This is a genomic window from Mycetocola sp. Y171 (assembly GCF_056713165.1).
Map to the genome: position 1 here is coordinate 92025 of NZ_JBWYGX010000003.1, position 18829 is coordinate 110853.

Below are 18829 nucleotides of genomic sequence, written 5' to 3' on the forward strand. Positions count from 1 at the left end.
GTGCCGCAACACAACTGAAGAACTTGATCGCCCAGGGGCGCCGGTCAGTCGATTTCCTCGAGAAATCGCCTGACCGGCGCACTGCGGCGTCGAGATCAGGGGGGCGGAGCATCCGTTTCACCCCTAACCACCACAGGTCGTCATTCGTGTAACGGGTGAACGAAACCTGGTGAACGAAGGAAAAATCATATGACAATGACAGATCCGGTCGCAGACATGCTGACCAGACTGCGCAACGCGAACTCGGCACACCACGAAACCGTGTCGATGCCGCACTCGAAGCTCAAGTCGCACATCGCCGACATCCTCACCTCTGAGGGCTACATCTCCGGCTGGGAAGTTGCAGACGCTCGCGTCGGCCAGACCCTGACCCTGAACCTCAAGTTCGGCCCGAACCGCGAACGCTCCATCGTGGGCATCAAGCGTGTTTCGAAGCCCGGACTGCGCGTGTACGCGAAGTCGACTGAGATCCCCAAGGTTCTCGGTGGCCTCGGCGTCGCCATCCTGTCCACCTCCTCCGGTCTGCTCACCGACCGCCAGGCTGAGAAGAAGGGCGTGGGTGGGGAAGTCCTCGCCTACGTGTGGTAGCCACAACATGTCGCGTATTGGAAGACTCCCCATTGAGATCCCCGCAGGGGTCACCGTTGCGGTCGACGGCTCCGTCGTCACCGTCAAGGGCCCGAAGGGCGAGCTGACGCTCACCGTCGCCAACCCCATCGAGGCCAAGGTCGAAGACGGTCAGGTGCTCGTCACCCGTCCAGACGACGAGCGCGAGTCGCGCTCCCTGCACGGACTCACCCGCACTCTCATCAGCAACCAGATCATCGGTGTGACCCAGGGCTACACCAAGGGCCTCGAGGTCGTCGGTACCGGTTACCGCGTCGCCCAGAAGGGCAGCTCGGTCGAGTTCGCCCTTGGCTTCTCGCACCCGGTCCTGATCGAACCGCCTGCTGGCATCACGCTCACCGTCGAGGGCAACAACAAGCTCACGGTGTCCGGGATCGACAAGCAGGCCGTCGGCGAGGCTGCTGCCAACATCCGTAAGATTCGCAAGCCTGAGCCCTACAAGGGCAAGGGTGTGCGTTACGCCGGCGAGATCGTTCGCCGCAAGGCCGGAAAGGCTGGTAAGTAACCATGGCCGTAAAGTCCAAGTCGGCTGCCCGTGACCGTCGTCACGCGCGCCTCCGTAAGAAGATCGATGGAACCGCGGCTCGTCCGCGTCTCGTCGTGACCCGTTCGGCTCGTCACGTATTCGTCCAGGTCGTTGACGACAGCAAGGGTTTCACCCTCGCGTCGGCATCCACCCTTGAAGCTGACCTCCGTACCTTTGACGGTGACAAGACCGCCAAAGCCAGGAAGGTCGGCGAACTCGTTGCAGAGCGCGCGAAGAGCGCCGGCATCGAAGAAGTCGTTTTTGACCGTGGTGGTAACCGTTACGCGGGCCGCGTCGCGGCCATCGCCGAAGGTGCTCGAGAGGGTGGGTTGAACCTGTGAGTGAAGCAAGCAAGGTTGAGGCCGTTACCGCGGACCAGCCAGTCGAAAAGCCGGTCGAGACCGCAGCGGGAACCGAGAGCTCCGGGCGCACTGACGCACGTGGCGACGGTCGTCGCGGCGGACGCGGCGAGCGTAACCAGGGTCGCGAGCGCAACAGCCGCGACGCTGACAAGAGCCAGTTCCTCGAGCGCGTCGTCACCATCAACCGCGTGTCCAAGGTCGTCAAGGGTGGTCGTCGCTTCAGCTTCACCGCTCTCGTCGTCGTCGGAGACGGCAACGGTCTGGTCGGAGTCGGCTACGGCAAGGCACGCGAAGTTCCTCTCGCGATCTCGAAGGGCGTCGAGGAGGCGAAGAAGAACTTCTTCCGCGTCCCCCGCGTCGGTTCGACGATCCCGCACCCCGTCCAGGGTGAGGCTGCTGCCGGAGTCGTCCTCCTGCGTCCGGCCGCTGCAGGTACCGGTGTTATCGCCGGTGGTCCTGTCCGCGCCGTACTCGAGTGCGCCGGCATCCACGACGTCCTGAGCAAGTCGCTCGGTTCGTCCAACACGATCAACATCGTTCACGCCACGGTTACGGCGCTGAAGATGCTCGAAGAGCCCCGCGCCGTCGCCGCACGCCGTGGCAAGGAGTACTCCGAAATCGCTCCTGCCAAGCTGCTGCAGGTCGAGGCACAGGCCGCCGCGAAGGCTGCGGCCTCCGCAAAGGTAGGTGCCTGATGGCTCAGCTGAAGGTCACGCAGACCAAGTCCAAAATTAGTGAGAAGCAGAACCAGCGCGACACACTGCGCAGCCTGGGACTGAAGCGCATCGGTGATGTTGTTATCCGCGAGGACAACAAGCAGAACCGTGGCTACGTCAACACTGTTGCTCACCTCGTAAAGGTTGAGGAGATCGACTAATGGCTGACGACAAGAAGGACGTCACCGAGGAGACCGCCAAGAAGGCTCCCGCGAAGAAGGCCGCTGCAAAGTCGGCCGACACCAAGGCGCCCGCTGCCAAGAAGGCTCCGGCCAAGAAGGCTCCGGCCAAGGCAGAGTCCGCCAAGGCTGACACCGCAGCAGCCGACGCTCCCAAGGCGAAGGCTCCGGCAAAGAAGGCCCCGGCCAAGAAGGCTCCCGCCAAGAAGGAAGAGGAAGTGACCCCCCGCGCCCAGGTGCTCAAGGTTCACCACCTCCGTCCTGCTGAGGGATCCAAGAAGGCCCGGACCCGTGTCGGCCGTGGTGAAGGCTCGAAGGGTAAGACGGCAGGCCGTGGTACCAAGGGTACGAAGGCTCGCTACACCGTTCGCCCCGGTTTCCAGGGTGGACAGCTTCCGCTGCACATGCGTACTCCGAAGCTGCGCGGGTTCAAGAACCCGTTCCGCGTCGAGTACCAGGTGGTCAACCTCGAGAAGCTCGCCGAGCTCTACCCGAAGGGCGGCGACGTCACCGTCTCCGACCTCGTGGCCAAGGGCGCCGTTCGCAAGAACGAGAAGGTCAAGGTCCTCGGAAACGGCGACATCGACGTGAAGCTGAACATCTCGGTGGACAAGGTCTCCGGTTCAGCCGAGCAGAAGATCGTTGCCGCCGGCGGTTCTGTCAAGTAATTCCACAGACGCCGGTCTGTCCTTCGCGTGAGCGAACGGTCACCGATTGTTCGACAGGCCCGGTAATCGAGTAGATTCGATTGCCGGGCCTGTTCGACTACAGGGACCACTGACCGGCATCAAGAGCTGAAAAACCGGCTCGAAATCAGGAGGCCTTTTTTGTTTAGCGCCGTTGCGCGGATCTTCCGCACGCCAGACCTTCGCCGGAAGATCGGTTTCACACTGGGCATCATGGCCCTGTACCGACTCGGGTCGTTCGTCCCGGCACCGTTCGTAGACTTCGGCAACGTCCAGGCCTGTCTGGCCCAGAACCAGGGCACCTCCGGCCTCTACGACCTCGTCAACCTGTTCTCAGGTGGCGCATTGCTCCAGCTGTCGATCTTCGCGCTGGGGATCATGCCGTACATCACGGCCTCGATCATCGTGCAGTTGTTGCGCGTGGTCATCCCACACTTCGAAACCCTCCACAAGGAGGGCCAGTCAGGCCAGGGCAAGCTCACTCAGTACACCCGCTACCTGACCATCTTCCTCGGCATCCTTCAGTCGACGACCCTCATCACCGTGGCGCGAAGCGGCGCCCTGTTCGGTACCAACAACAGCGCGGAATGCAGCCAGCTGCTCACCAACGACACCTGGTACGCCGTTCTCCTCATGGTCATCACGATGACCGCAGGAACCGGCCTCATCATGTGGTTCGGCGAGCTGATCACCGAGCGCGGCATCGGCAACGGAATGTCGCTCCTCATCTTCACCTCGATCGCCGCAACCTTCCCGGGCTCGCTCGCTGCAATCGCCCAGAGCCGCGGATTCGAGACCTTCCTGCTCGTCCTCGCGGTCGGCCTCGTCATCATGATGCTCGTCGTGTTCGTCGAACAGTCGCAGCGCCGCATCCCCGTGCAGTACGCCAAGCGGATGGTCGGCCGTCGCACCTACGGTGGCAACAACACCTACATCCCGATCAAGGTCAACATGGCCGGCGTCATCCCAGTGATCTTCGCGTCGTCGCTGCTGTACCTGCCCGCCCTGATCGCGCAGTTCAACCAGCCGGCAGCAGGCCAGGAGCCCGCCGCGTGGGTGACCTGGATCACCACCTACCTCACCAGTGGCGACCACCCGTTGTACATGCTGCTCTACTTCCTGCTCGTCGTCGGATTCACCTACTTCTACGTGGCGATCACCTTCAACCCTGAGGAAGTCGCGGACAACATGAAGAAGTACGGCGGCTTCATCCCGGGTATCCGCGCCGGGCGCCCGACCGCCGAGTACCTCGACTTCGTTCTCACCCGTGTCACCCTCGCCGGCGCACTGTACCTCGGCTTCGTCGCGCTCATCCCGCTCGTTGCTCTCTCGCTCGTCGGCGCCAACCAGAACTTCCCGTTCGGCGGCGCCAGCATCCTCATCATCGTGGGTGTCGGGCTCGAGACGGTGAAGCAGATCGACGCGCAGCTCCAGCAGCGCCACTACGAGGGACTCCTCCGATGAGCGCCAGACTGTTGATCGTCGGGCCACCGGGTGCTGGCAAGGGAACGCAGGCCGCTGTTCTCGCCGACGCACTGGGCATCCCGGCCATCTCCACCGGAGACATCTTCCGTGCGAACATCAAGGAAGGCACGGAACTCGGACTCAAAGTCCAGGAGATCGTGTCATCTGGCGGATACGTCCCCGACTCGCTCACCAACGCCATCGTGCAGGACAGGCTCCACCAGCCGGACGCCGTCGATGGGTTCCTCCTCGACGGGTATCCGCGTACAGCGGAACAGGTCGCGGAACTCGACAGGATCCTCGCCGAGACCGGTTCGGAGCTCGGAGCTGTCGTGCAGCTCGTCGCAGACCCGGACGAGGTCGTCACCCGACTGCTCAAGCGTGCAGCCGAGCAGGGCCGCGCCGACGACACCGAAGCGGTCATCCGTCACCGCCAGGATGTCTACCACGAGCAGACCGAGCCGGTGATCGCCGCATACAAGGATCGCGGCATCGTCGTCGAGGTGGATGGCCTCGGAGCCGTCGATGAGGTCAGCGCACGCGTCCGTGCCGCCCTCGCCGGCCACGGCATCGCGTTCTGAGCCCGGTCGATGCTTCGTAAATCCATTTACAAGACCCCGGCCCAGCTGCGTCTGATGGTCGAGCCGGGTCTGGCGACAGCCGCCTCGCTCGTCGCGGCCAGGGGCGCCCTGCGCGTCGGGGGAACGACGACTGAGGTCGACGCCGCCGCCGAAGCGGCGATCCTCGCCCTCGGGGGAGCATCCAACTTCAAACTGGAACCCGGCTACTTCCACACCATCTGTGCCTCCGTGAACGAGGACGTGGTTCACGGCATCCCGAACGACCGGGTGCTCGAGCCGGGCGACATCGTCTCGGTCGACAGCGGCGCCGTCCTCGGTGGCTGGAACGGCGATGCCGCATTCAGCCTCGTGCTGCCAGACCCGGCACGGCCCGACCTCGTCGCCGAACGGCAGAAGCTGTCCGATGTGACCGAGGGGTCGCTCTGGGCAGGGATCGCCCGGCTCGCCTCCGCGTCCCACCTCAACGAGGTCGGTGACGCCGTGCAGGGTTACATCGAGGATCGCGGCAGCTACGGAATCCTCACCGACTACGTGGGACACGGCATCGGTCGCTCCATGCACGAAGCCCCTCCCGTCTTCAACTACCGGGTGAGGCCCAAAGGGCCAGAGGTCAAACCCGGTCTGGTCGTCGCCATCGAACCGATGGTCGTCCTCGGCAGCATCGACACCCATGTCAGGGATGACGACTGGACGGTCGCCACGGATGACGGACTCGCCGCCGCCCACTGGGAGCACAGCGTCGCCGTCCACAAGGACGGAATCTGGGTCCTGACCGCTGAAGACGGCGGTGCACGGGGTCTGGCTCCGTTCGGCGTCACCCCCACCCCGATCGCCTGACCGCGAGGATCCACCGATGACGTCACTCGTGCTACTCCTCGACCCCGTCGCCGCCGACTCCGACGCGAACGACGCCGCGCTGGCGGCAACGCTGAGTTTCGTACCGCCCGCCGAACCGATCCTGTCGGCGTTCGACGCCGGCGCCGGACGCGGTGACGGGATCTTCGAGACGCTCGGCGCACATGACGGGCGCGCCAGGGGGATCGACGCCCACCTCGAGCGGCTGACGGCGTCCGCGAGGAAGCTCGACCTGCCTGCGCCGCACCTCGGCCAGTGGCGGCTCGCGATCGCAGAGATCCTCGAAGCGTTGCCATCGAAGGGCCAGGCCTCGATCCGGCTGGTGATGACGCGAGGAACAGGCGCCGACGGGCCACCGACCTGCTGGCTCACCGGCAGCGCTATTGCCGATGAGGTCCCCGAGCGCACCGAAGGCATCCGCATCGTCACCCTCAGTCGCGGGTACGCGAACGACGTCGGCGCCGATTCGCCCTGGCTGCTCGTCGGCGCGAAAACCCTGTCGTACGCCCTCAACATGGCAGCGCTTCGGGAGGCCAGGCGCCGAGGCGCAGACGACGCCGTATTCACGTCGACGGACGGCTTCGCTCTCGAGGGCCCGACCTCGTCTCTGCTGCTCCGGCAAGGCACCACCATCGTCACCCCGGTGATCCAGCACGGCATCCTCGCCGGGACCACCCAGGCCGACCTGTTCGCGTACCTCACGGCACAGGGGTTCGACTGCGTCTACCGCACCGTCCAGGTCGGCGAGCTCCTTCGATCGGATGCCGTCTGGCTCGTCTCCAGCGTGAGGCTCGCCGCCCCTGTCACCGCCGTCGACGGCACGCCCATCGGCAGGGACGCCGACCTCACCGATCGGATGAACGCGGCGCTGCTGGCCTGAGAACGACCCCGGCCCCGGTCAGGAGTCCATGGTGTGGACGAGCTCGTCGATGAACGCACCGAAGTCGACGGATTTCTTGACGATGCGCTGCACATCCTCCCGTTCGGAGAACACCTCGACGAACTGGTCGAACACCCTCTGGAAGTTGGCCCGCTCCGCCGCGCTGAACGCGATGAAGGCGACGACGTTCACCCGGTTCTCTCCCCAGGGCATGCTCGATTCATTGACGGCGATGGCGATCGACGTCGACCGAGCGGTCATGGCCATGGCGTGGGGGACCGCGAGGGAGTCGGTGAACGCCGTCGATGACATCCGTTCGCGTTCGATCGCCCCGTCGACGTAGCTCTCGTCGATGACGCCCCGCGCAACCATGAGGTCGCCGAGCTGCCTGATCATGCTCGTCTCGTCCCTCGCCCTCACGTTGCGGAGGAACAGCGACTCGTCGAAGTACTTGAGCACCTCGTCCTTGATCAGCGCCCGCCTGCGCACCCGGCGGAGCCGGCTGACCGCCTGGCGTACCCGGTCGGCATCGCCCTGGGTGAAGAACGGCTGGATCACGAGGACGGCGTCGTCTGGCACAGGAGGCTCGATCGTGGTCAGGACGATGTCTGCGTCGAGAGCCGCCCAGGAGACGTCGCTGCGGGTCACCACGCGGGTCACCTCGAGCGCGTCACCGAGCATGAGCATGACCCTGTCGCGCAGCATCAGGTGCATGTCGTAGTAGTTGGGGCAGACGATCACGCAGCGAAGCGGCTCGTCCGATCGCGACTGCTGCTGCAGGTGGGCGCCGACGTGCATGGCGATGTAGGCGATCTCGTCGTCGTTGATCTCGACGTCGCCGTGCTGCTGCAGCCGGCTGGCGATGTAGACGGCCAGCTCGTAGATCATCGGATACGAGGTCTTGATCGACCTGGCCATCGGGTTCCGCGAGTAGGAGTGGTCGTGGGCCCGCCTGAGCAGGTTCTGCACGTGCAGGGTGAGCCGGGTGATGAAGTCCTCGTCCGACAGGTCGACGAGGTACTCCTCGCCGGCGTTCTGCACGATGCCGCGGACGATGTCGAGGTCGGCCTGGTTGAGATAGCCCGAGTCAGGGGCGTCAGCGGCTATCGTCACGGCCCGCGTGGAGAGCAGGTAGGCGAGGTAGTCGATGTCTGCCTCGCCGAGCGCTGTGTCGAAGTGCGCGGTGATGAGCGCGGAGAGGGCAGCGGGGATGCCGTCGGGCGGGGCGACCGGTCTGGCGGGAGGTTCGGGGACGAGACGGTTCTTCGACACCCGGTCCACGGCGATGGCGATGTGCAGGAGGACGTTGTCGATCCCATAATCGTTGAGGGCGTAGCCCCTGTCTGTGAGCATGTCGATCAGCGCGGTCTTGAACTCGCTGAGGCTGTCGGAGGAGAACTCGCGCTGGATCGCCTCGAGTTCGATCAGCCCGCGTTCCGTCTCGTCGCGGAACATCCGCGAGAGCAGTCGCCTGCTGGCGAGCTCGGTTCCTGACATGGTCACCGTGCTCCCGCTCCTCGACAGCGAGAGTTCCGCTTCGGCGAGGAGCTGGCGCACGCGGGCGAGGTCGGACTCTATGGTCGACTCAGACACGTGCAGGCTCTCGGCGAGTTCGAACACATCGAGCCCGTCCGGGCTGTCGACGAGCCGTCTGACGATCCCGTACAGCCGGTCGCGCGGCGTCTCCGACTGCTCGGCGGATGCCGCAACGCGGAAGGCTCCGTAGGCATCCGCGTTGATCCGGTAGCCGTTCGGTCCCGCTTCGACGACGGCGCTGCCCGCGGGCCTGGCTTTCACCGCCGTGACATAACTGCGGATGCTGCGTGGTGTGACGCCGAGGACGTCGGCGAGCTCGCTCGCCGTCACCCACGTGCCCGCGCGGGCGAGGTAGGTGAGGATCCTGTCCTGTCTGTCGCGTGTCACGATCTCCCTCGGGAGCACCCTCAGGCGAGAACGGTTCTCTGGGCTCCGGTGTCCTCTCAGAGTCAACCATCTGAGCGCGAGCGGCGGGGGGAGGAAACGATCTTTTCCGGTGGGGCGGAAAGCTTTGTGGTGGCACGGAGGAAAGGGCTGGCGGGAGAATCGGTCAAGCCCGCGTGTGAACCGGGCGGCACCGACGGATACACGGAACGGCAACGGAGGCGGATCGATGAGGATCCTCGTGGTGTGTGGCGCTGGAGCGTCTTCGACGTTCGTCGCCAGGCGCATCCGCAAGACCGCAGACGCCCGCGAACTCGACGCCACCGCTGAGGCCTGCCCGCTCGACACGCTCGCCCAGCAGCTCCCGACCGCCCACGTCGTTTTGCTCGGGCCCCACCTCGGCGACCGCCTCGCCGACGTGCGCGCCCTCGCCGATGCGGCCGGCGTCGCCGTCGCCGTCATGCCGGCAACCGTCTTCTCGTCGCCGGTCGGCGACGAAGCCCTCGACCTCGCCCTGGAAGCTGCAGGGGCGTCGTCTCAACGGGGGGAACCACAACGCAGCGACGGAGGACCCACCCATGGCTGAACGCACCGTTCGAATCGGATCGTCACACGGGCTGCACGCCCGCCCGGCAAAGCTCTTCACCCAGGCCGCGACGGCATCCGGGTCCAAGGTCACGCTCGCCAAGGGCAGCGGCAAACCGGTCAATGCGGCGAGCATCCTCGGTGTCATCTCGCTCGGAGTGAACCACGGAGACTACGTCACCCTCACCGCCGACGGGGACAACGCCGAAACGGTCCTCGACAGCCTCGTCGAGCTTCTGGTGACCGACCATGACGAGTAGCAGCCCCGACACCGCCGTCGTCGGCACCGGGATCGGACAGGGAGTCACCGTCGGCGTCGTCGCCCGCATGGCCGAACCGCTGCCTGCCCCTGAGGACACCGCAAGCAGCAGGACGCAGGCGGAGGAGACAGACAGGGCGCGGGCATCCCTCGGGGTCGTCGCCCGTGAACTCGAACAACGCGGGCAGACCGCAGGCGGCGCGGCGCGCGACGTGCTCGAGGCTCAGGCGATGATGGCGGAGGACCCGATGCTCTCGGATGCCATCGATGAGTCCCTCGCCGCAGGAAAGACCGCAGAACGAGCCGTCTTCGAGGCGTTCGCCTCGTTCCGCGACCAGCTCGTCGCCATGGGCGGCTACCTGGGGGAGCGGGCCGCAGACCTCGACGACGTCTCGCAGCGCGTCATCGCGCACCTCGGCGGCGTCAGTGCCCCCGGGCTACCGGACCCCGACCATCCGTTCGTACTCGTGGCGCGCGACCTCGCCCCCGCAGACACTGCCATGCTCGACCTCGGCAAGGTACTCGGCCTCGTCACCAGTGACGGGGGACCGACCTCGCACACGGCCATCCTCGCCAGGGAGAAGTCCATCGTCGCCGTCGTCGGCGCAGTGGATGCCGCCGGGCTGGCTGACGGCACCGTCGTCATCGTCGACGCGGCCGCAGGAACGGTGATCGCCAACCCCACCGACGAGCAGAAGGCCGATGCCGAACGCCGCATCGCCGAACGGCAGGCGGCGTCGGTCGCCCCCGTCACCCCTGGCGCACTCGCCGACGGCACCGCCGTTCCCCTGCTGGCCAACCTCGGATCATCAGCGGGCGCACAGGCCGCAGCAGACGCAGGCGCCGAAGGCGTCGGGCTGTTCCGCACGGAGTTCCTCTTCCTCGACGCCGGCGGTTCGGCTCCGACGGTCGACCAGCAGCGCGAGCACTACGTCCGGTTGCTCCAGGCGTTCCCCGGGAAAAAGGTCGTCGTCCGCGTGCTCGACGCCGGGGCGGACAAACCCCTGCAGTTCCTCAACGACGCACACGAGGAGAACCCGGCGCTCGGACTCCGCGGACTCCGCTCGCTCCGCGCCAGCGAAGACATCCTTCGGGAGCAGTTGACGGCGCTCGCCGAGGCGGACGCCGCCACCGAGGCGGAACTGTGGGTGATGGCGCCGATGGTCTCCACCGTCGAGGAGACGAGGTACTTCGTCGGGCTCGCCCGCGAATACGGCATCCGCACCGCTGGTGTGATGGTGGAGGTCCCCTCTGCTGCACTGCTCGCCGACCGCATCCTCGGCTCCGCCGACTTCGCGTCGATCGGGACGAACGACCTCACGCAGTACACCCTCGCCGCCGACCGGATGCTCGGCTCCGTCGCGGCCTTCCAGGATCCGTGGCACCCGGCCGTCCTCCGCCTCGTCGGCGAGGTCGGCGCGGCAGGTGCAGCTGCAGGGAAACCGGTCGGCATCTGTGGTGAAGCCGCAGCCGACCCGCTCCTGGCCGTCGTCCTCGTCGGACTCGGCGCAACAACCCTCTCCATGTCCACCCCGGCGCTCGTCGACGTCCGGGCTTCGCTCCTGAAATTCACCATCGACGAGGCACGACACCTCGCCGAAATCGCCCTGGCCGCCGATGGGGCGGCCGAATCCCGCGCAGCGGTAGCTTCCGCTGCACTCACCCTGAAAGAGGCACAATCATGACGACGACGTCTACCCCAACAAAGCCGGGAGGTGCACGGGTCCGCGTCCAGCGATTCGGGACCTTCCTCTCCGGCATGGTGATGCCCAACATCGCAGCGTTCATTGCGTGGGGCCTCATCACCGCGTTCTTCATCGCCACCGGCTGGCTTCCCAACGGCATCCTCGGCGGTTTCGGAGACGCGGATGTCATCGGCTGGCAGGGTGCGGCCACCGCGCTCGCGCAGACCGAGGACGGCACGACGTTCACCCAGTACGTCGGCCTCGTCGGCCCGATGATCACCTACCTGCTCCCGCTCCTCATCGCCAACACCGGTGGGCGGATGATCTACGGTGAACGCGGCGGCGTGGTCGGAACGATCGCGACCATGGGTGTCATCGTCGGATCCAGCATCCCGATGTTCATCGGCGCCATGATCATGGGCCCGCTCGCGGCCTGGCTGATGAAGAAGGTCGACAGCATCTGGGACGGCAAGATCAAGGCCGGCTTCGAAATGCTCGTCAACAACTTCTCGGCAGGCATCCTCGGCGCGATCCTCGCCATCGTGGCGTTCTTCGGCATCGCCCCCATCATCACCGCACTGAGCGCGGCGCTCGAAAGCGTGGTCAACTGGCTCGTCGCCCTGTCGCTTCTTCCGCTGGTCAGCATCTTCGTCGAGCCGGGCAAGATCCTCTTCCTCAACAACGCCATTAACCACGGCGTCTTCACTCCGCTCGGCGTCCAGCAGGTGGAGGAGAGCGGCAAGAGCATCCTGTTCCTCATCGAGGCCAACCCCGGCCCCGGGCTCGGCATCCTGCTGGCCTACTCGTTCTTCGGGCTCGGCATCGCCAAGGCGAGCGCTCCTGGTGCGATCATCATCCAGTTCTTCGGCGGCATCCACGAGATCTACTTCCCGTACGTGCTGATGAAGCCGCTGCTCGTCTTCGCCGCCATCGCGGGAGGCATGGTCGGTGTCGCCACCAACGTGGCCTTCCAGAGCGGCCTGCGGGCACCCGCGTCCCCTGGGAGCATCATCGCGGTGCTCATCCAGACGCCGTTCTCCAGCATGGTCGGCGTCATCCTGTCGGTCATCCTGGCCGCGACGACGTCGTTCCTCATCGCAGCCATCATCCTGCGCGCATCACGCAAGCGTGACCTGGCTTCGGGCAACGCCGGCGACATGAGCGCAGCGGTGGCCGCCACCGAGGCGAACAAGGGCAAGAGGAGCGCAGTGCTCGACGGCCTCGTCGCCGAGGGCAGCGCAGACACGGGCACCGCGACCGGAACGGCCACGGCGACGCTCGTCCGCAACATCGTGTTCGCGTGCGACGCCGGGATGGGCTCGAGCGCCATGGGTGCTTCGGTCCTCCGCAACAAGATCAAGAAGGCGGGCGTCGACGGCGTCACCGTCACCAACCAGTCGATCGCGAACCTGACCGGTGATGCCGACCTCGTCATCACCCACCAGGACCTCACCGACCGGGCACGGGAGAAGTCGCCGAACTCGCAGCACATCTCGGTCGACAACTTCATGAACAGCCCGAAGTACGATGACGTGGTCGAACTCGTCAAGCGCAACGACAGCCAGGGGGGCACCGAATGACAGATCACATCCTCACGCCGCAGAACGTGGTGGCCGCAGGGTCGGCCACCACGAAGGACGAGGCCATCAGGGAGGCGGGGGAGCTCCTCGTCGCCGCAGGGGCTGTCTTGCCCGAATACGTGGACGCGATGCTCGAACGCGAGTCATCCGTGTCCACCTACATGGGCAACTACCTCGCGATCCCTCACGGAACGAACGAGGCGAAGGATGGGATCACCCGGTCGGCTCTCTCCCTGGTCCGCTACGAGACACCGATCGACTGGGATGGCGACGAGGTCAGGTTCGCCGTCGGCATCGCCGGGCTGAACAACGAGCACCTCGAGATCCTCTCGAAGATCGCCATCGTGTTCTCCGACGAGGACGAGGTGCAGAAGCTCATCGAGGCGACGGATGCCGCTGAGCTGTTCTCGCTTCTCGAGGAGGTCAACGCAGAATGAAGGCTGTTCACTTCGGCGCAGGCAACATCGGCCGGGGCTTCGTCGGGTTCCTCCTCCACGACGCCGGCTACGAGGTCGTCTTCGCCGACGTGAACGCCGACCTGATCGACGCGCTCGCCTCGAGCGAGTCGTACACGGTCCACGAGGTCGGTGACGGAGGCGGGAAACGCACCGTCGCCGGCTTCAGGGCCGTCAATAGTGCGACGCACGAGACCGGGCTCATCGCGGAGATCCAGACCGCAGACGTCGTGACGACGGCGGTCGGCCCGAACATTCTGCGATTCGTCGCCCCGGTGATCGCCCGCGGCCTCGCGCTCCGCGACCCGGGCCTCGCACCACTGGCCGTGATGGCGTGTGAGAACGCCATCAACGCCACCGAGCTGCTCAGGACCGAAGTGCAGTCGAGCGTCGGCCCTGACGAGTGGGACGTCATCGCGGCCCGCGCGGTCTTCGCCAACACCGCCGTCGACCGGATCGTTCCCGGCCAGGATGCCGCGGCGGGGATCGATGTCACCGTCGAGGCGTTCTATGAGTGGGTGATCGAATCCGGGCCGTTCGGCGACGACACCCCTGCAATCCCGGGTGCGACATTCGTCGACGCCCTCGGGCCGTACATCGAACGGAAACTCTTCACGGTCAACACCGGCCACGCCACTGCCGCGTACTACGGGTTCGCCGCCGGGATCGACAGGATCTCGGACGCCCTCGCCGATGCGGGGGTGGCGGATGCCGTCAGGCGGGTCCTCGAGGAGACGTCATCGCTCCTCGTGGCCAAGCACGGCATCGACGCGGAGGTCCAGCGTGCCTACCGGGAGAAGATCCTCGTCAGGTTCGCCAATCCTCATCTCCCCGACACCGTGCAGCGGGTGGGGCGCCAGCCGCTGCGGAAGCTCTCGAGGAACGAGCGATTCATCTCTCCTGCGGCCGAACTGGCCGAACGCGGTCTCGGACACACGGCTCTCGTCGACGCCGTCGGGCAGGCTCTGCGCTTCGATGTCGCGGACGACGAGCAGAGTGTCGAGATGCTGCAGCTGCTCGCCGAGCTGCCCGCTGAAGGCTTCGTGGAGCGGGTCACGGGGCTCACGGAGGGGCATCCGCTCTTCCCCGAGCTCGTCGGCATCGTCGCGGCGCGCACGGCGTAGTCGTCGGTTGGCGAAAAGCCGCCGAATACCATAGGATTGTCCGTTGGTGCTTTGTGCACGCTTCTGGCGTGTCATCCAACAGGACTTTGCAGCACCATAATCCATCCGCACGACCAGTGCGAACTATTTTTAGCGACAGTGAGGCTATGGCCAAAAAAGACGGTGTCATTGAGATCGAAGGCGCAGTTGTCGAAGCTCTGCCCAACGCGATGTTCCGCGTTGAGTTGACGAACGGCCACCGCGTTCTTGCCACCATTAGCGGCAAGATGCGCCAGCACTACATCCGCATCCTTCCTGAGGACCGCGTGATCGTTGAGCTCAGCCCATACGATCTGACCCGCGGCCGGATCGTTTACCGCTACAAGTAGGACGTGCTGTAAGTAACGGCCCGGCTCGACCTGAGTCTTCTCAGGCGCCCAGGCACGACGACAGCGAAAAGAGAGAATCACATGAAGGTCAACCCCAGCGTCAAGAAGATCTGCGACAAGTGCAAGGTCATCCGTCGCAACGGACGCGTCATGGTCATCTGCGAGAACCCGCGCCACAAGCAGCGTCAGGGTTAGTCCTTCGTTTTCACGAGGACAACGGCAGTAACCAGCAACACAAATATCGGCAGTTCCAGATCTCATTCGAGTGACACCTCGGGTCGGAGGCCCGGGCACAGGAACTGCTCCACACCTCCACGAAACTCCTAGGAGAAGCCACCATGGCACGTCTCGCCGGCGTAGATATCCCACGCGACAAGCGCGTGGAAATCGCACTGACGTACATCTACGGTGTTGGACGCACGAGGGCCCTGAAGACCCTCGCCGACACCGGAATTAGCGGAGACATCCGCGTGAAGGATCTCAGCGACGATCAGTTGATCCAGCTGCGTGACTACATCGAAGGCAACTACAAGGTTGAGGGTGACCTCCGCCGTGAAGTACAGGCCGACATCCGCCGCAAGGTCGAGATCGGAAGCTACGAGGGCATCCGCCACCGTCGCGGCCTGCCCGTCCGTGGTCAGCGCACCAAGACCAACGCTCGCACCCGTAAGGGCCCGAAGCGCACCGTAGCCGGCAAGAAGAAGGCTCGCTAGGCCTTCGGCCTCGAGTCTCGCCAGGAAGATTTAGGAGAAATCAATGGCAGCACCCAAGTCGGCTACTCGCAAGCCGCGTAAAAAAGAGAAGAAGAACATTGCTGTGGGCCAGGCTCACATCAAGTCCACCTTCAACAACACGATCGTGTCGATCACGGACACCACTGGTGCCGTCATCAGCTGGGCATCCTCAGGTGGAGTCGGCTTCAAGGGTTCGCGCAAGTCGACCCCGTTCGCCGCACAGCTGGCCGCCGAGTCGGCTGCCCGCCAGGCGCAGGAGCACGGTATGAAGAAGGTTGACGTCTTCGTCAAGGGACCCGGCTCCGGCCGCGAGACCGCGATCCGTTCGCTCCAGGCCGCTGGCCTCGAGGTCGGTTCGATCAACGACGTCACCCCGCAGGCGCACAACGGATGCCGCCCGCCGAAGCGTCGCCGCGTTTAAGCCTTTCACCATGGTCGATTGAGCAGTGCCAGGCGGCACTGCTCAATCGACCGTTGACGAACACAACTCAATACATCGCCATTGCAAGTGTCATATAGCGGACACTTAGCCGAAAGGAATACATAGTGCTTATTGCACAGCGCCCAACGCTCACCGAAGAGAACATCTCAGAGTTCCGCAGCCGGTTCGTGATTGAGCCCCTGGAGCCTGGCTTCGGTTACACCCTCGGTAACTCGCTTCGCCGTACCCTGCTGTCCTCGATCCCGGGCGCTGCTGTGACCAGCATTCGCATCGACGGCGTGCTGCACGAGTTCAGCACCATCCCCGGTGTGAAAGAGGATGCCACCGAGATCATCCTGAACATCAAGGGCCTCGTCGTCTCGAGCGAGCACGACGAGCCGATCACCGCTTACCTCCGCAAGACCGGCGCAGGCCAGGTCACCGCTGCAGACATCTCGGCTCCTGCCGGCGTCGAGGTGCACAACCCCGACCTCGTCATCGCGACGCTGAACGACAAGGCGAAGTTCGAACTCGAACTCACCATCGAGCGTGGCCGTGGCTACGTGTCTGCGACGCAGAACCGCAACGAGTTCTCCGAGGCGGGCCAGATCCCGATCGACTCGATCTACTCGCCCGTCCTCAAGGTGACCTACCGTGTCGAGGCGACTCGTGCCGGTGAGCGCACCGACTTCGACCGCCTCGTGGTCGACGTCGAGACGAAGCCGGCCATCACGCCGCGCGACGCCATCGCATCAGCCGGTAAGACCCTGGTCGAACTGTTCGGTCTCGCCCGCGAGCTGAACAACGCGGCAGAAGGCATCGAGATCGGCCCGGCGCCGGTCGACGCCGTCCTCTCCAGCGAACTCTCGATCCCGATCGAAGACCTGGACCTGTCCGTTCGTTCGTACAACTGCCTCAAGCGCGAGGGCATCAACACGGTGTCCGAGCTCGTCGCCCTGAGCGAGACGCAGCTGATGAACATCCGCAACTTCGGCCAGAAGTCGGTCGACGAGGTTCGCGACAAGCTCGTGGAGATGGGCCTTTCGCTGAAGGATTCGGTTCCCGGATTCGACGGCGCCCACTTCTACTCGGGTTACGAAGACGAGACCAGCAACTAAGGCTCGTCCTCGACGCCTTTTCACTTTTTGATTCTGGAGATTAACGACAATGCCTCAGCCCACTAAAGGCCCCCGCCTGGGAGGCGGACCAGCGCACGAGCGCCTCATGCTCGCCAACCTGGCCGCTGCCCTGTTCACCCACAAGAGCATCAAGACCACCGAGACGAAGGCCAAGCGCCTCCGTCCGGTCGCCGAGCGTCTCATCACGTTCGCGAAGCGCGGTGACCTGCACGCTCGTCGTCGCGTCATGCGCGTGATCGGCGACACCTCGGTCGTCCACGAGCTCTTCACCGAGATCGCTCCGCTCGTCGCCGAGCGCGAGGGTGGCTACACCCGCATCACCAAGCTCGGTTTCCGCAAGGGCGACAACGCGTCTATGGTGCAGATCGAACTGGTCCTCGAGCCCGTCACCCCCAAGGTGAAGAAGTCGAAGACCGCTGCCAAGGCTGAGAAGCCGGCAGAGGCCGCCCCGGCAGAGGAGACCGAGGTCGTGGCAGATGACGCCGCAGCCGAGGAGACCCCCGCTGCCGAGTCGACCGATTCCGCTGAGTCGACCGACGCCGTCGAAGCCGACAAGGCCGAAGACAAGTAAGCATTCCGCTCGGGTGAAGCCCCCGGTGTCCGACAGGACACCGGGGGCTTCGTCGTTGGCCGCCCCGTAAACTGGGCGGGTGACCCAGCCGCAGCGATTCCGCCTCGACATCGCATACGACGGCTCGAACTTCGCCGGGTGGGCGAAGCAACCAGGGCTGCGCACCGTCCAGGGTGTGCTCGAAGAAGCGATCACGACGATCCTCGGCAAGCACGGCGACCACATCGTCGTGTCTGTCGCCGGTCGTACCGATGCCGGCGTTCACGCCACCGGGCAGGTCGCCCACCTCGACCTCGACGCCGACCGGATCGCGCGGGTGCGTCGTGGCCGCCCGGCGCGGGATGGGCTCCACCCGACCGGCAGTGCCCTTCGCCGCAAGGTTAACGGCGTCCTCGGCCAGTACCCGGACGTCGTGATCACGAACGCGGCACCGGCAGCAGAGGGATTCGACGCGCGGTTCTCGGCGGTGTGGCGACGGTACGAGTACCGGGTCGCCGACAGCATCTCGTTCAGGAACCCGCTCGAGCGGGCGCAGACCGTCTGGCATCCCTCGCCACTCGACGTCGACCGGATGGATGCGGCGGCCGCGTCACTCGTCGGACTCCACGACTTCGCCACATACTGCAGGCCCCGGGAGGGGAGGACGACCATCCGCACCCTTCAGCGGTTCGGCTGGGCCAGGGACGCCAGGGGCGTTCTCGTGGCCGACGTTCGCGCCGACGCGTTCTGCCACAGCATGGTTCGCGCCCTGGTCGGCGTGTGTGTCGCGGTGGGGGAGGGCAAGCTCGAGGTGGAGGATGCCGCACGGCTGCGCGACGAGCTCGACCGATCCAACGAATTCGCCGTGATGCCAGCCCGCGGGCTCACTCTCGCCGAGGTCGGGTACCCGACCGACTCCCTGCTGAAGATGCGGGCCGAACTGACCCGGTCGCGGAGGACACTGCAGGACGGAACCGATCCGTTCGCTGATTCCGGCCCGTTCGCGGAGTTTGACCCTGGAGACGACGCCGGGTAAGCTTGCTCCTTGGTGTCTGCTCTGTCTGCAGCGCGGCATCCGAAGTTGAGCCCTCCACCTGCGGCGTTCCGGTTCCGGAACTCCCAACGGAGCGGGA

24 protein-coding genes are annotated in these 18829 nt (G+C 65.3%); 23 read left to right on the forward strand and 1 reads right to left on the reverse strand.

The features are described from left to right. Positions 1 to 189: 189 nt before the first annotated feature. The 10 genes from rpsH (at position 190) to AC1M2K_RS16520 (ending at position 6876) form a co-directional block, all read left to right on the forward strand. Entirely contained in the window at positions 190 to 588 is a 399-nt protein-coding gene (gene rpsH / locus AC1M2K_RS16475) for a 30S ribosomal protein S8 (RefSeq protein WP_196833374.1), read from the forward strand. 7 nt (positions 589 to 595) lie between these two features. After that, complete coding sequence (gene rplF, locus AC1M2K_RS16480) at positions 596 to 1132, forward strand: 50S ribosomal protein L6 (protein WP_480241807.1); 537 nt, start codon at positions 596 to 598, stop codon at positions 1130 to 1132. A gap of 2 nt (positions 1133 to 1134) precedes the next feature. Then, a complete protein-coding gene (gene rplR, locus AC1M2K_RS16485) occupies positions 1135 to 1494 on the forward strand; it encodes a 50S ribosomal protein L18 (RefSeq protein WP_090712305.1) in 360 nt (119 codons plus the stop codon). Next, positions 1491 to 2210: a 30S ribosomal protein S5 gene (gene rpsE, locus AC1M2K_RS16490; protein ID WP_480239245.1), complete on the forward strand. Its 720-nt coding sequence runs from the start codon at positions 1491 to 1493 to the stop codon at positions 2208 to 2210. Before rplR ends, rpsE begins: the two co-directional genes overlap by 4 nt. Beyond that, positions 2210 to 2392, forward strand: coding sequence for a 50S ribosomal protein L30 (rpmD, locus tag AC1M2K_RS16495; RefSeq protein ID WP_196833377.1), 183 nt, complete (start codon positions 2210 to 2212; stop codon positions 2390 to 2392). The genes rpsE and rpmD overlap by 1 nt, the downstream gene beginning before the upstream one ends. Further along, entirely contained in the window at positions 2392 to 3078 is a 687-nt protein-coding gene (rplO, locus tag AC1M2K_RS16500) for a 50S ribosomal protein L15 (protein WP_480241808.1), read from the forward strand. Before rpmD ends, rplO begins: the two co-directional genes overlap by 1 nt. A gap of 159 nt (positions 3079 to 3237) precedes the next feature. Continuing rightward, positions 3238 to 4560 carry a preprotein translocase subunit SecY gene (gene secY / locus AC1M2K_RS16505; protein ID WP_480239247.1) on the forward strand — a complete coding sequence of 441 codons (1323 nt, stop codon included), beginning with the start codon at positions 3238 to 3240 and terminating at the stop codon, positions 4558 to 4560. After that, on the forward strand, positions 4557 to 5141 hold the full coding sequence (locus tag AC1M2K_RS16510) for an adenylate kinase (protein WP_480239248.1): 585 nt from the start codon (positions 4557 to 4559) through the stop codon (positions 5139 to 5141). Before secY ends, AC1M2K_RS16510 begins: the two co-directional genes overlap by 4 nt. 9 nt (positions 5142 to 5150) lie before the next feature. Then, the gene (gene map / locus AC1M2K_RS16515) at positions 5151 to 5978 is read left to right on the forward strand and encodes a type I methionyl aminopeptidase (RefSeq protein ID WP_480239249.1); all 828 of its coding nucleotides are present in this window, start codon (positions 5151 to 5153) and stop codon (positions 5976 to 5978) included. 16 nt (positions 5979 to 5994) lie between these two features. Further along, complete coding sequence (locus AC1M2K_RS16520) at positions 5995 to 6876, forward strand: aminodeoxychorismate lyase (RefSeq protein ID WP_480241809.1); 882 nt, start codon at positions 5995 to 5997, stop codon at positions 6874 to 6876. 18 nt (positions 6877 to 6894) lie between these two features. Here the strand turns inward: AC1M2K_RS16520 and AC1M2K_RS16525 are convergent, their stop codons facing one another. Next, positions 6895 to 8799, reverse strand: a complete 1905-nt coding sequence (locus AC1M2K_RS16525) for a BglG family transcription antiterminator (RefSeq protein ID WP_480241810.1) — start codon at positions 8797 to 8799, stop codon at positions 6895 to 6897. Positions 8800 to 9025: 226 nt separating this feature from the next. On the opposite strand from AC1M2K_RS16525, the gene AC1M2K_RS16530 reads away from it, so the two are divergent. From AC1M2K_RS16530 to truA, 13 genes are all read left to right on the forward strand, one after another. Next, positions 9026 to 9382, forward strand: a complete 357-nt coding sequence (locus AC1M2K_RS16530; protein WP_480241811.1) for a PTS sugar transporter — start codon at positions 9026 to 9028, stop codon at positions 9380 to 9382. Beyond that, positions 9375 to 9641, forward strand: coding sequence for an HPr family phosphocarrier protein (locus tag AC1M2K_RS16535; RefSeq protein ID WP_480241812.1), 267 nt, complete (start codon positions 9375 to 9377; stop codon positions 9639 to 9641). Before AC1M2K_RS16530 ends, AC1M2K_RS16535 begins: the two co-directional genes overlap by 8 nt. Beyond that, positions 9631 to 11325, forward strand: a complete 1695-nt coding sequence (gene ptsP, locus AC1M2K_RS16540) for a phosphoenolpyruvate--protein phosphotransferase (RefSeq protein WP_480241813.1) — start codon at positions 9631 to 9633, stop codon at positions 11323 to 11325. The genes AC1M2K_RS16535 and ptsP overlap by 11 nt, the downstream gene beginning before the upstream one ends. Continuing rightward, positions 11322 to 12905, forward strand: a complete 1584-nt coding sequence (locus tag AC1M2K_RS16545; protein WP_480241814.1) for a PTS mannitol transporter subunit IIBC — start codon at positions 11322 to 11324, stop codon at positions 12903 to 12905. Before ptsP ends, AC1M2K_RS16545 begins: the two co-directional genes overlap by 4 nt. Beyond that, positions 12902 to 13342, forward strand: a complete 441-nt coding sequence (locus AC1M2K_RS16550) for a PTS mannitol transporter subunit IIA (protein WP_480241815.1) — start codon at positions 12902 to 12904, stop codon at positions 13340 to 13342. Before AC1M2K_RS16545 ends, AC1M2K_RS16550 begins: the two co-directional genes overlap by 4 nt. Continuing rightward, positions 13339 to 14484 (forward strand): mannitol-1-phosphate 5-dehydrogenase, encoded by a 1146-nt coding sequence (locus AC1M2K_RS16555; RefSeq protein WP_480241816.1) that lies wholly within the window; start codon positions 13339 to 13341, stop codon positions 14482 to 14484. Before AC1M2K_RS16550 ends, AC1M2K_RS16555 begins: the two co-directional genes overlap by 4 nt. A 146-nt stretch (positions 14485 to 14630) precedes the next feature. Then, positions 14631 to 14852 (forward strand): translation initiation factor IF-1, encoded by a 222-nt coding sequence (infA, locus tag AC1M2K_RS16560; protein WP_111720612.1) that lies wholly within the window; start codon positions 14631 to 14633, stop codon positions 14850 to 14852. 81 nt (positions 14853 to 14933) lie between these two features. Next, entirely contained in the window at positions 14934 to 15047 is a 114-nt protein-coding gene (gene rpmJ / locus AC1M2K_RS16565) for a 50S ribosomal protein L36 (RefSeq protein ID WP_011186712.1), read from the forward strand. Positions 15048 to 15190: 143 nt separating this feature from the next. Further along, entirely contained in the window at positions 15191 to 15565 is a 375-nt protein-coding gene (gene rpsM, locus AC1M2K_RS16570) for a 30S ribosomal protein S13 (protein WP_480239258.1), read from the forward strand. A gap of 43 nt (positions 15566 to 15608) precedes the next feature. After that, positions 15609 to 16007, forward strand: coding sequence for a 30S ribosomal protein S11 (rpsK, locus tag AC1M2K_RS16575; RefSeq protein ID WP_090712357.1), 399 nt, complete (start codon positions 15609 to 15611; stop codon positions 16005 to 16007). 125 nt (positions 16008 to 16132) lie between these two features. Beyond that, the gene (locus tag AC1M2K_RS16580; protein ID WP_480239259.1) at positions 16133 to 17125 is read left to right on the forward strand and encodes a DNA-directed RNA polymerase subunit alpha; all 993 of its coding nucleotides are present in this window, start codon (positions 16133 to 16135) and stop codon (positions 17123 to 17125) included. Between the two features lie 49 nt (positions 17126 to 17174). Then, positions 17175 to 17717, forward strand: a complete 543-nt coding sequence (rplQ, locus tag AC1M2K_RS16585; protein ID WP_480239260.1) for a 50S ribosomal protein L17 — start codon at positions 17175 to 17177, stop codon at positions 17715 to 17717. 79 nt (positions 17718 to 17796) lie between these two features. After that, positions 17797 to 18732 (forward strand): tRNA pseudouridine(38-40) synthase TruA, encoded by a 936-nt coding sequence (truA, locus tag AC1M2K_RS16590; RefSeq protein ID WP_480241817.1) that lies wholly within the window; start codon positions 17797 to 17799, stop codon positions 18730 to 18732. Positions 18733 to 18829: the final 97 nt, after the last annotated feature.

Coding starts and splice junctions, on each gene's coding strand:
- rpsH (WP_196833374.1), top strand. CDS start 190: ATGACAATGACAGATCCGGTCGCAGACATGCTGACCAGACTGCGCAAC.
- rplF (WP_480241807.1), top strand. CDS start 596: ATGTCGCGTATTGGAAGACTCCCCATTGAGATCCCCGCAGGGGTCACC.
- rplR (WP_090712305.1), top strand. CDS start 1,135: ATGGCCGTAAAGTCCAAGTCGGCTGCCCGTGACCGTCGTCACGCGCGC.
- rpmD (WP_196833377.1), top strand. CDS start 2,210: ATGGCTCAGCTGAAGGTCACGCAGACCAAGTCCAAAATTAGTGAGAAG.
- rplO (WP_480241808.1), top strand. CDS start 2,392: ATGGCTGACGACAAGAAGGACGTCACCGAGGAGACCGCCAAGAAGGCT.
- AC1M2K_RS16510 (WP_480239248.1), top strand. CDS start 4,557: ATGAGCGCCAGACTGTTGATCGTCGGGCCACCGGGTGCTGGCAAGGGA.
- map (WP_480239249.1), top strand. CDS start 5,151: ATGCTTCGTAAATCCATTTACAAGACCCCGGCCCAGCTGCGTCTGATG.
- AC1M2K_RS16520 (WP_480241809.1), top strand. CDS start 5,995: ATGACGTCACTCGTGCTACTCCTCGACCCCGTCGCCGCCGACTCCGAC.
- AC1M2K_RS16530 (WP_480241811.1), top strand. CDS start 9,026: ATGAGGATCCTCGTGGTGTGTGGCGCTGGAGCGTCTTCGACGTTCGTC.
- AC1M2K_RS16535 (WP_480241812.1), top strand. CDS start 9,375: ATGGCTGAACGCACCGTTCGAATCGGATCGTCACACGGGCTGCACGCC.
- ptsP (WP_480241813.1), top strand. CDS start 9,631: ATGACGAGTAGCAGCCCCGACACCGCCGTCGTCGGCACCGGGATCGGA.
- AC1M2K_RS16545 (WP_480241814.1), top strand. CDS start 11,322: ATGACGACGACGTCTACCCCAACAAAGCCGGGAGGTGCACGGGTCCGC.
- AC1M2K_RS16550 (WP_480241815.1), top strand. CDS start 12,902: ATGACAGATCACATCCTCACGCCGCAGAACGTGGTGGCCGCAGGGTCG.
- AC1M2K_RS16555 (WP_480241816.1), top strand. CDS start 13,339: ATGAAGGCTGTTCACTTCGGCGCAGGCAACATCGGCCGGGGCTTCGTC.
- infA (WP_111720612.1), top strand. CDS start 14,631: ATGGCCAAAAAAGACGGTGTCATTGAGATCGAAGGCGCAGTTGTCGAA.
- rpmJ (WP_011186712.1), top strand. CDS start 14,934: ATGAAGGTCAACCCCAGCGTCAAGAAGATCTGCGACAAGTGCAAGGTC.
- rpsM (WP_480239258.1), top strand. CDS start 15,191: ATGGCACGTCTCGCCGGCGTAGATATCCCACGCGACAAGCGCGTGGAA.
- rpsK (WP_090712357.1), top strand. CDS start 15,609: ATGGCAGCACCCAAGTCGGCTACTCGCAAGCCGCGTAAAAAAGAGAAG.
- rplQ (WP_480239260.1), top strand. CDS start 17,175: ATGCCTCAGCCCACTAAAGGCCCCCGCCTGGGAGGCGGACCAGCGCAC.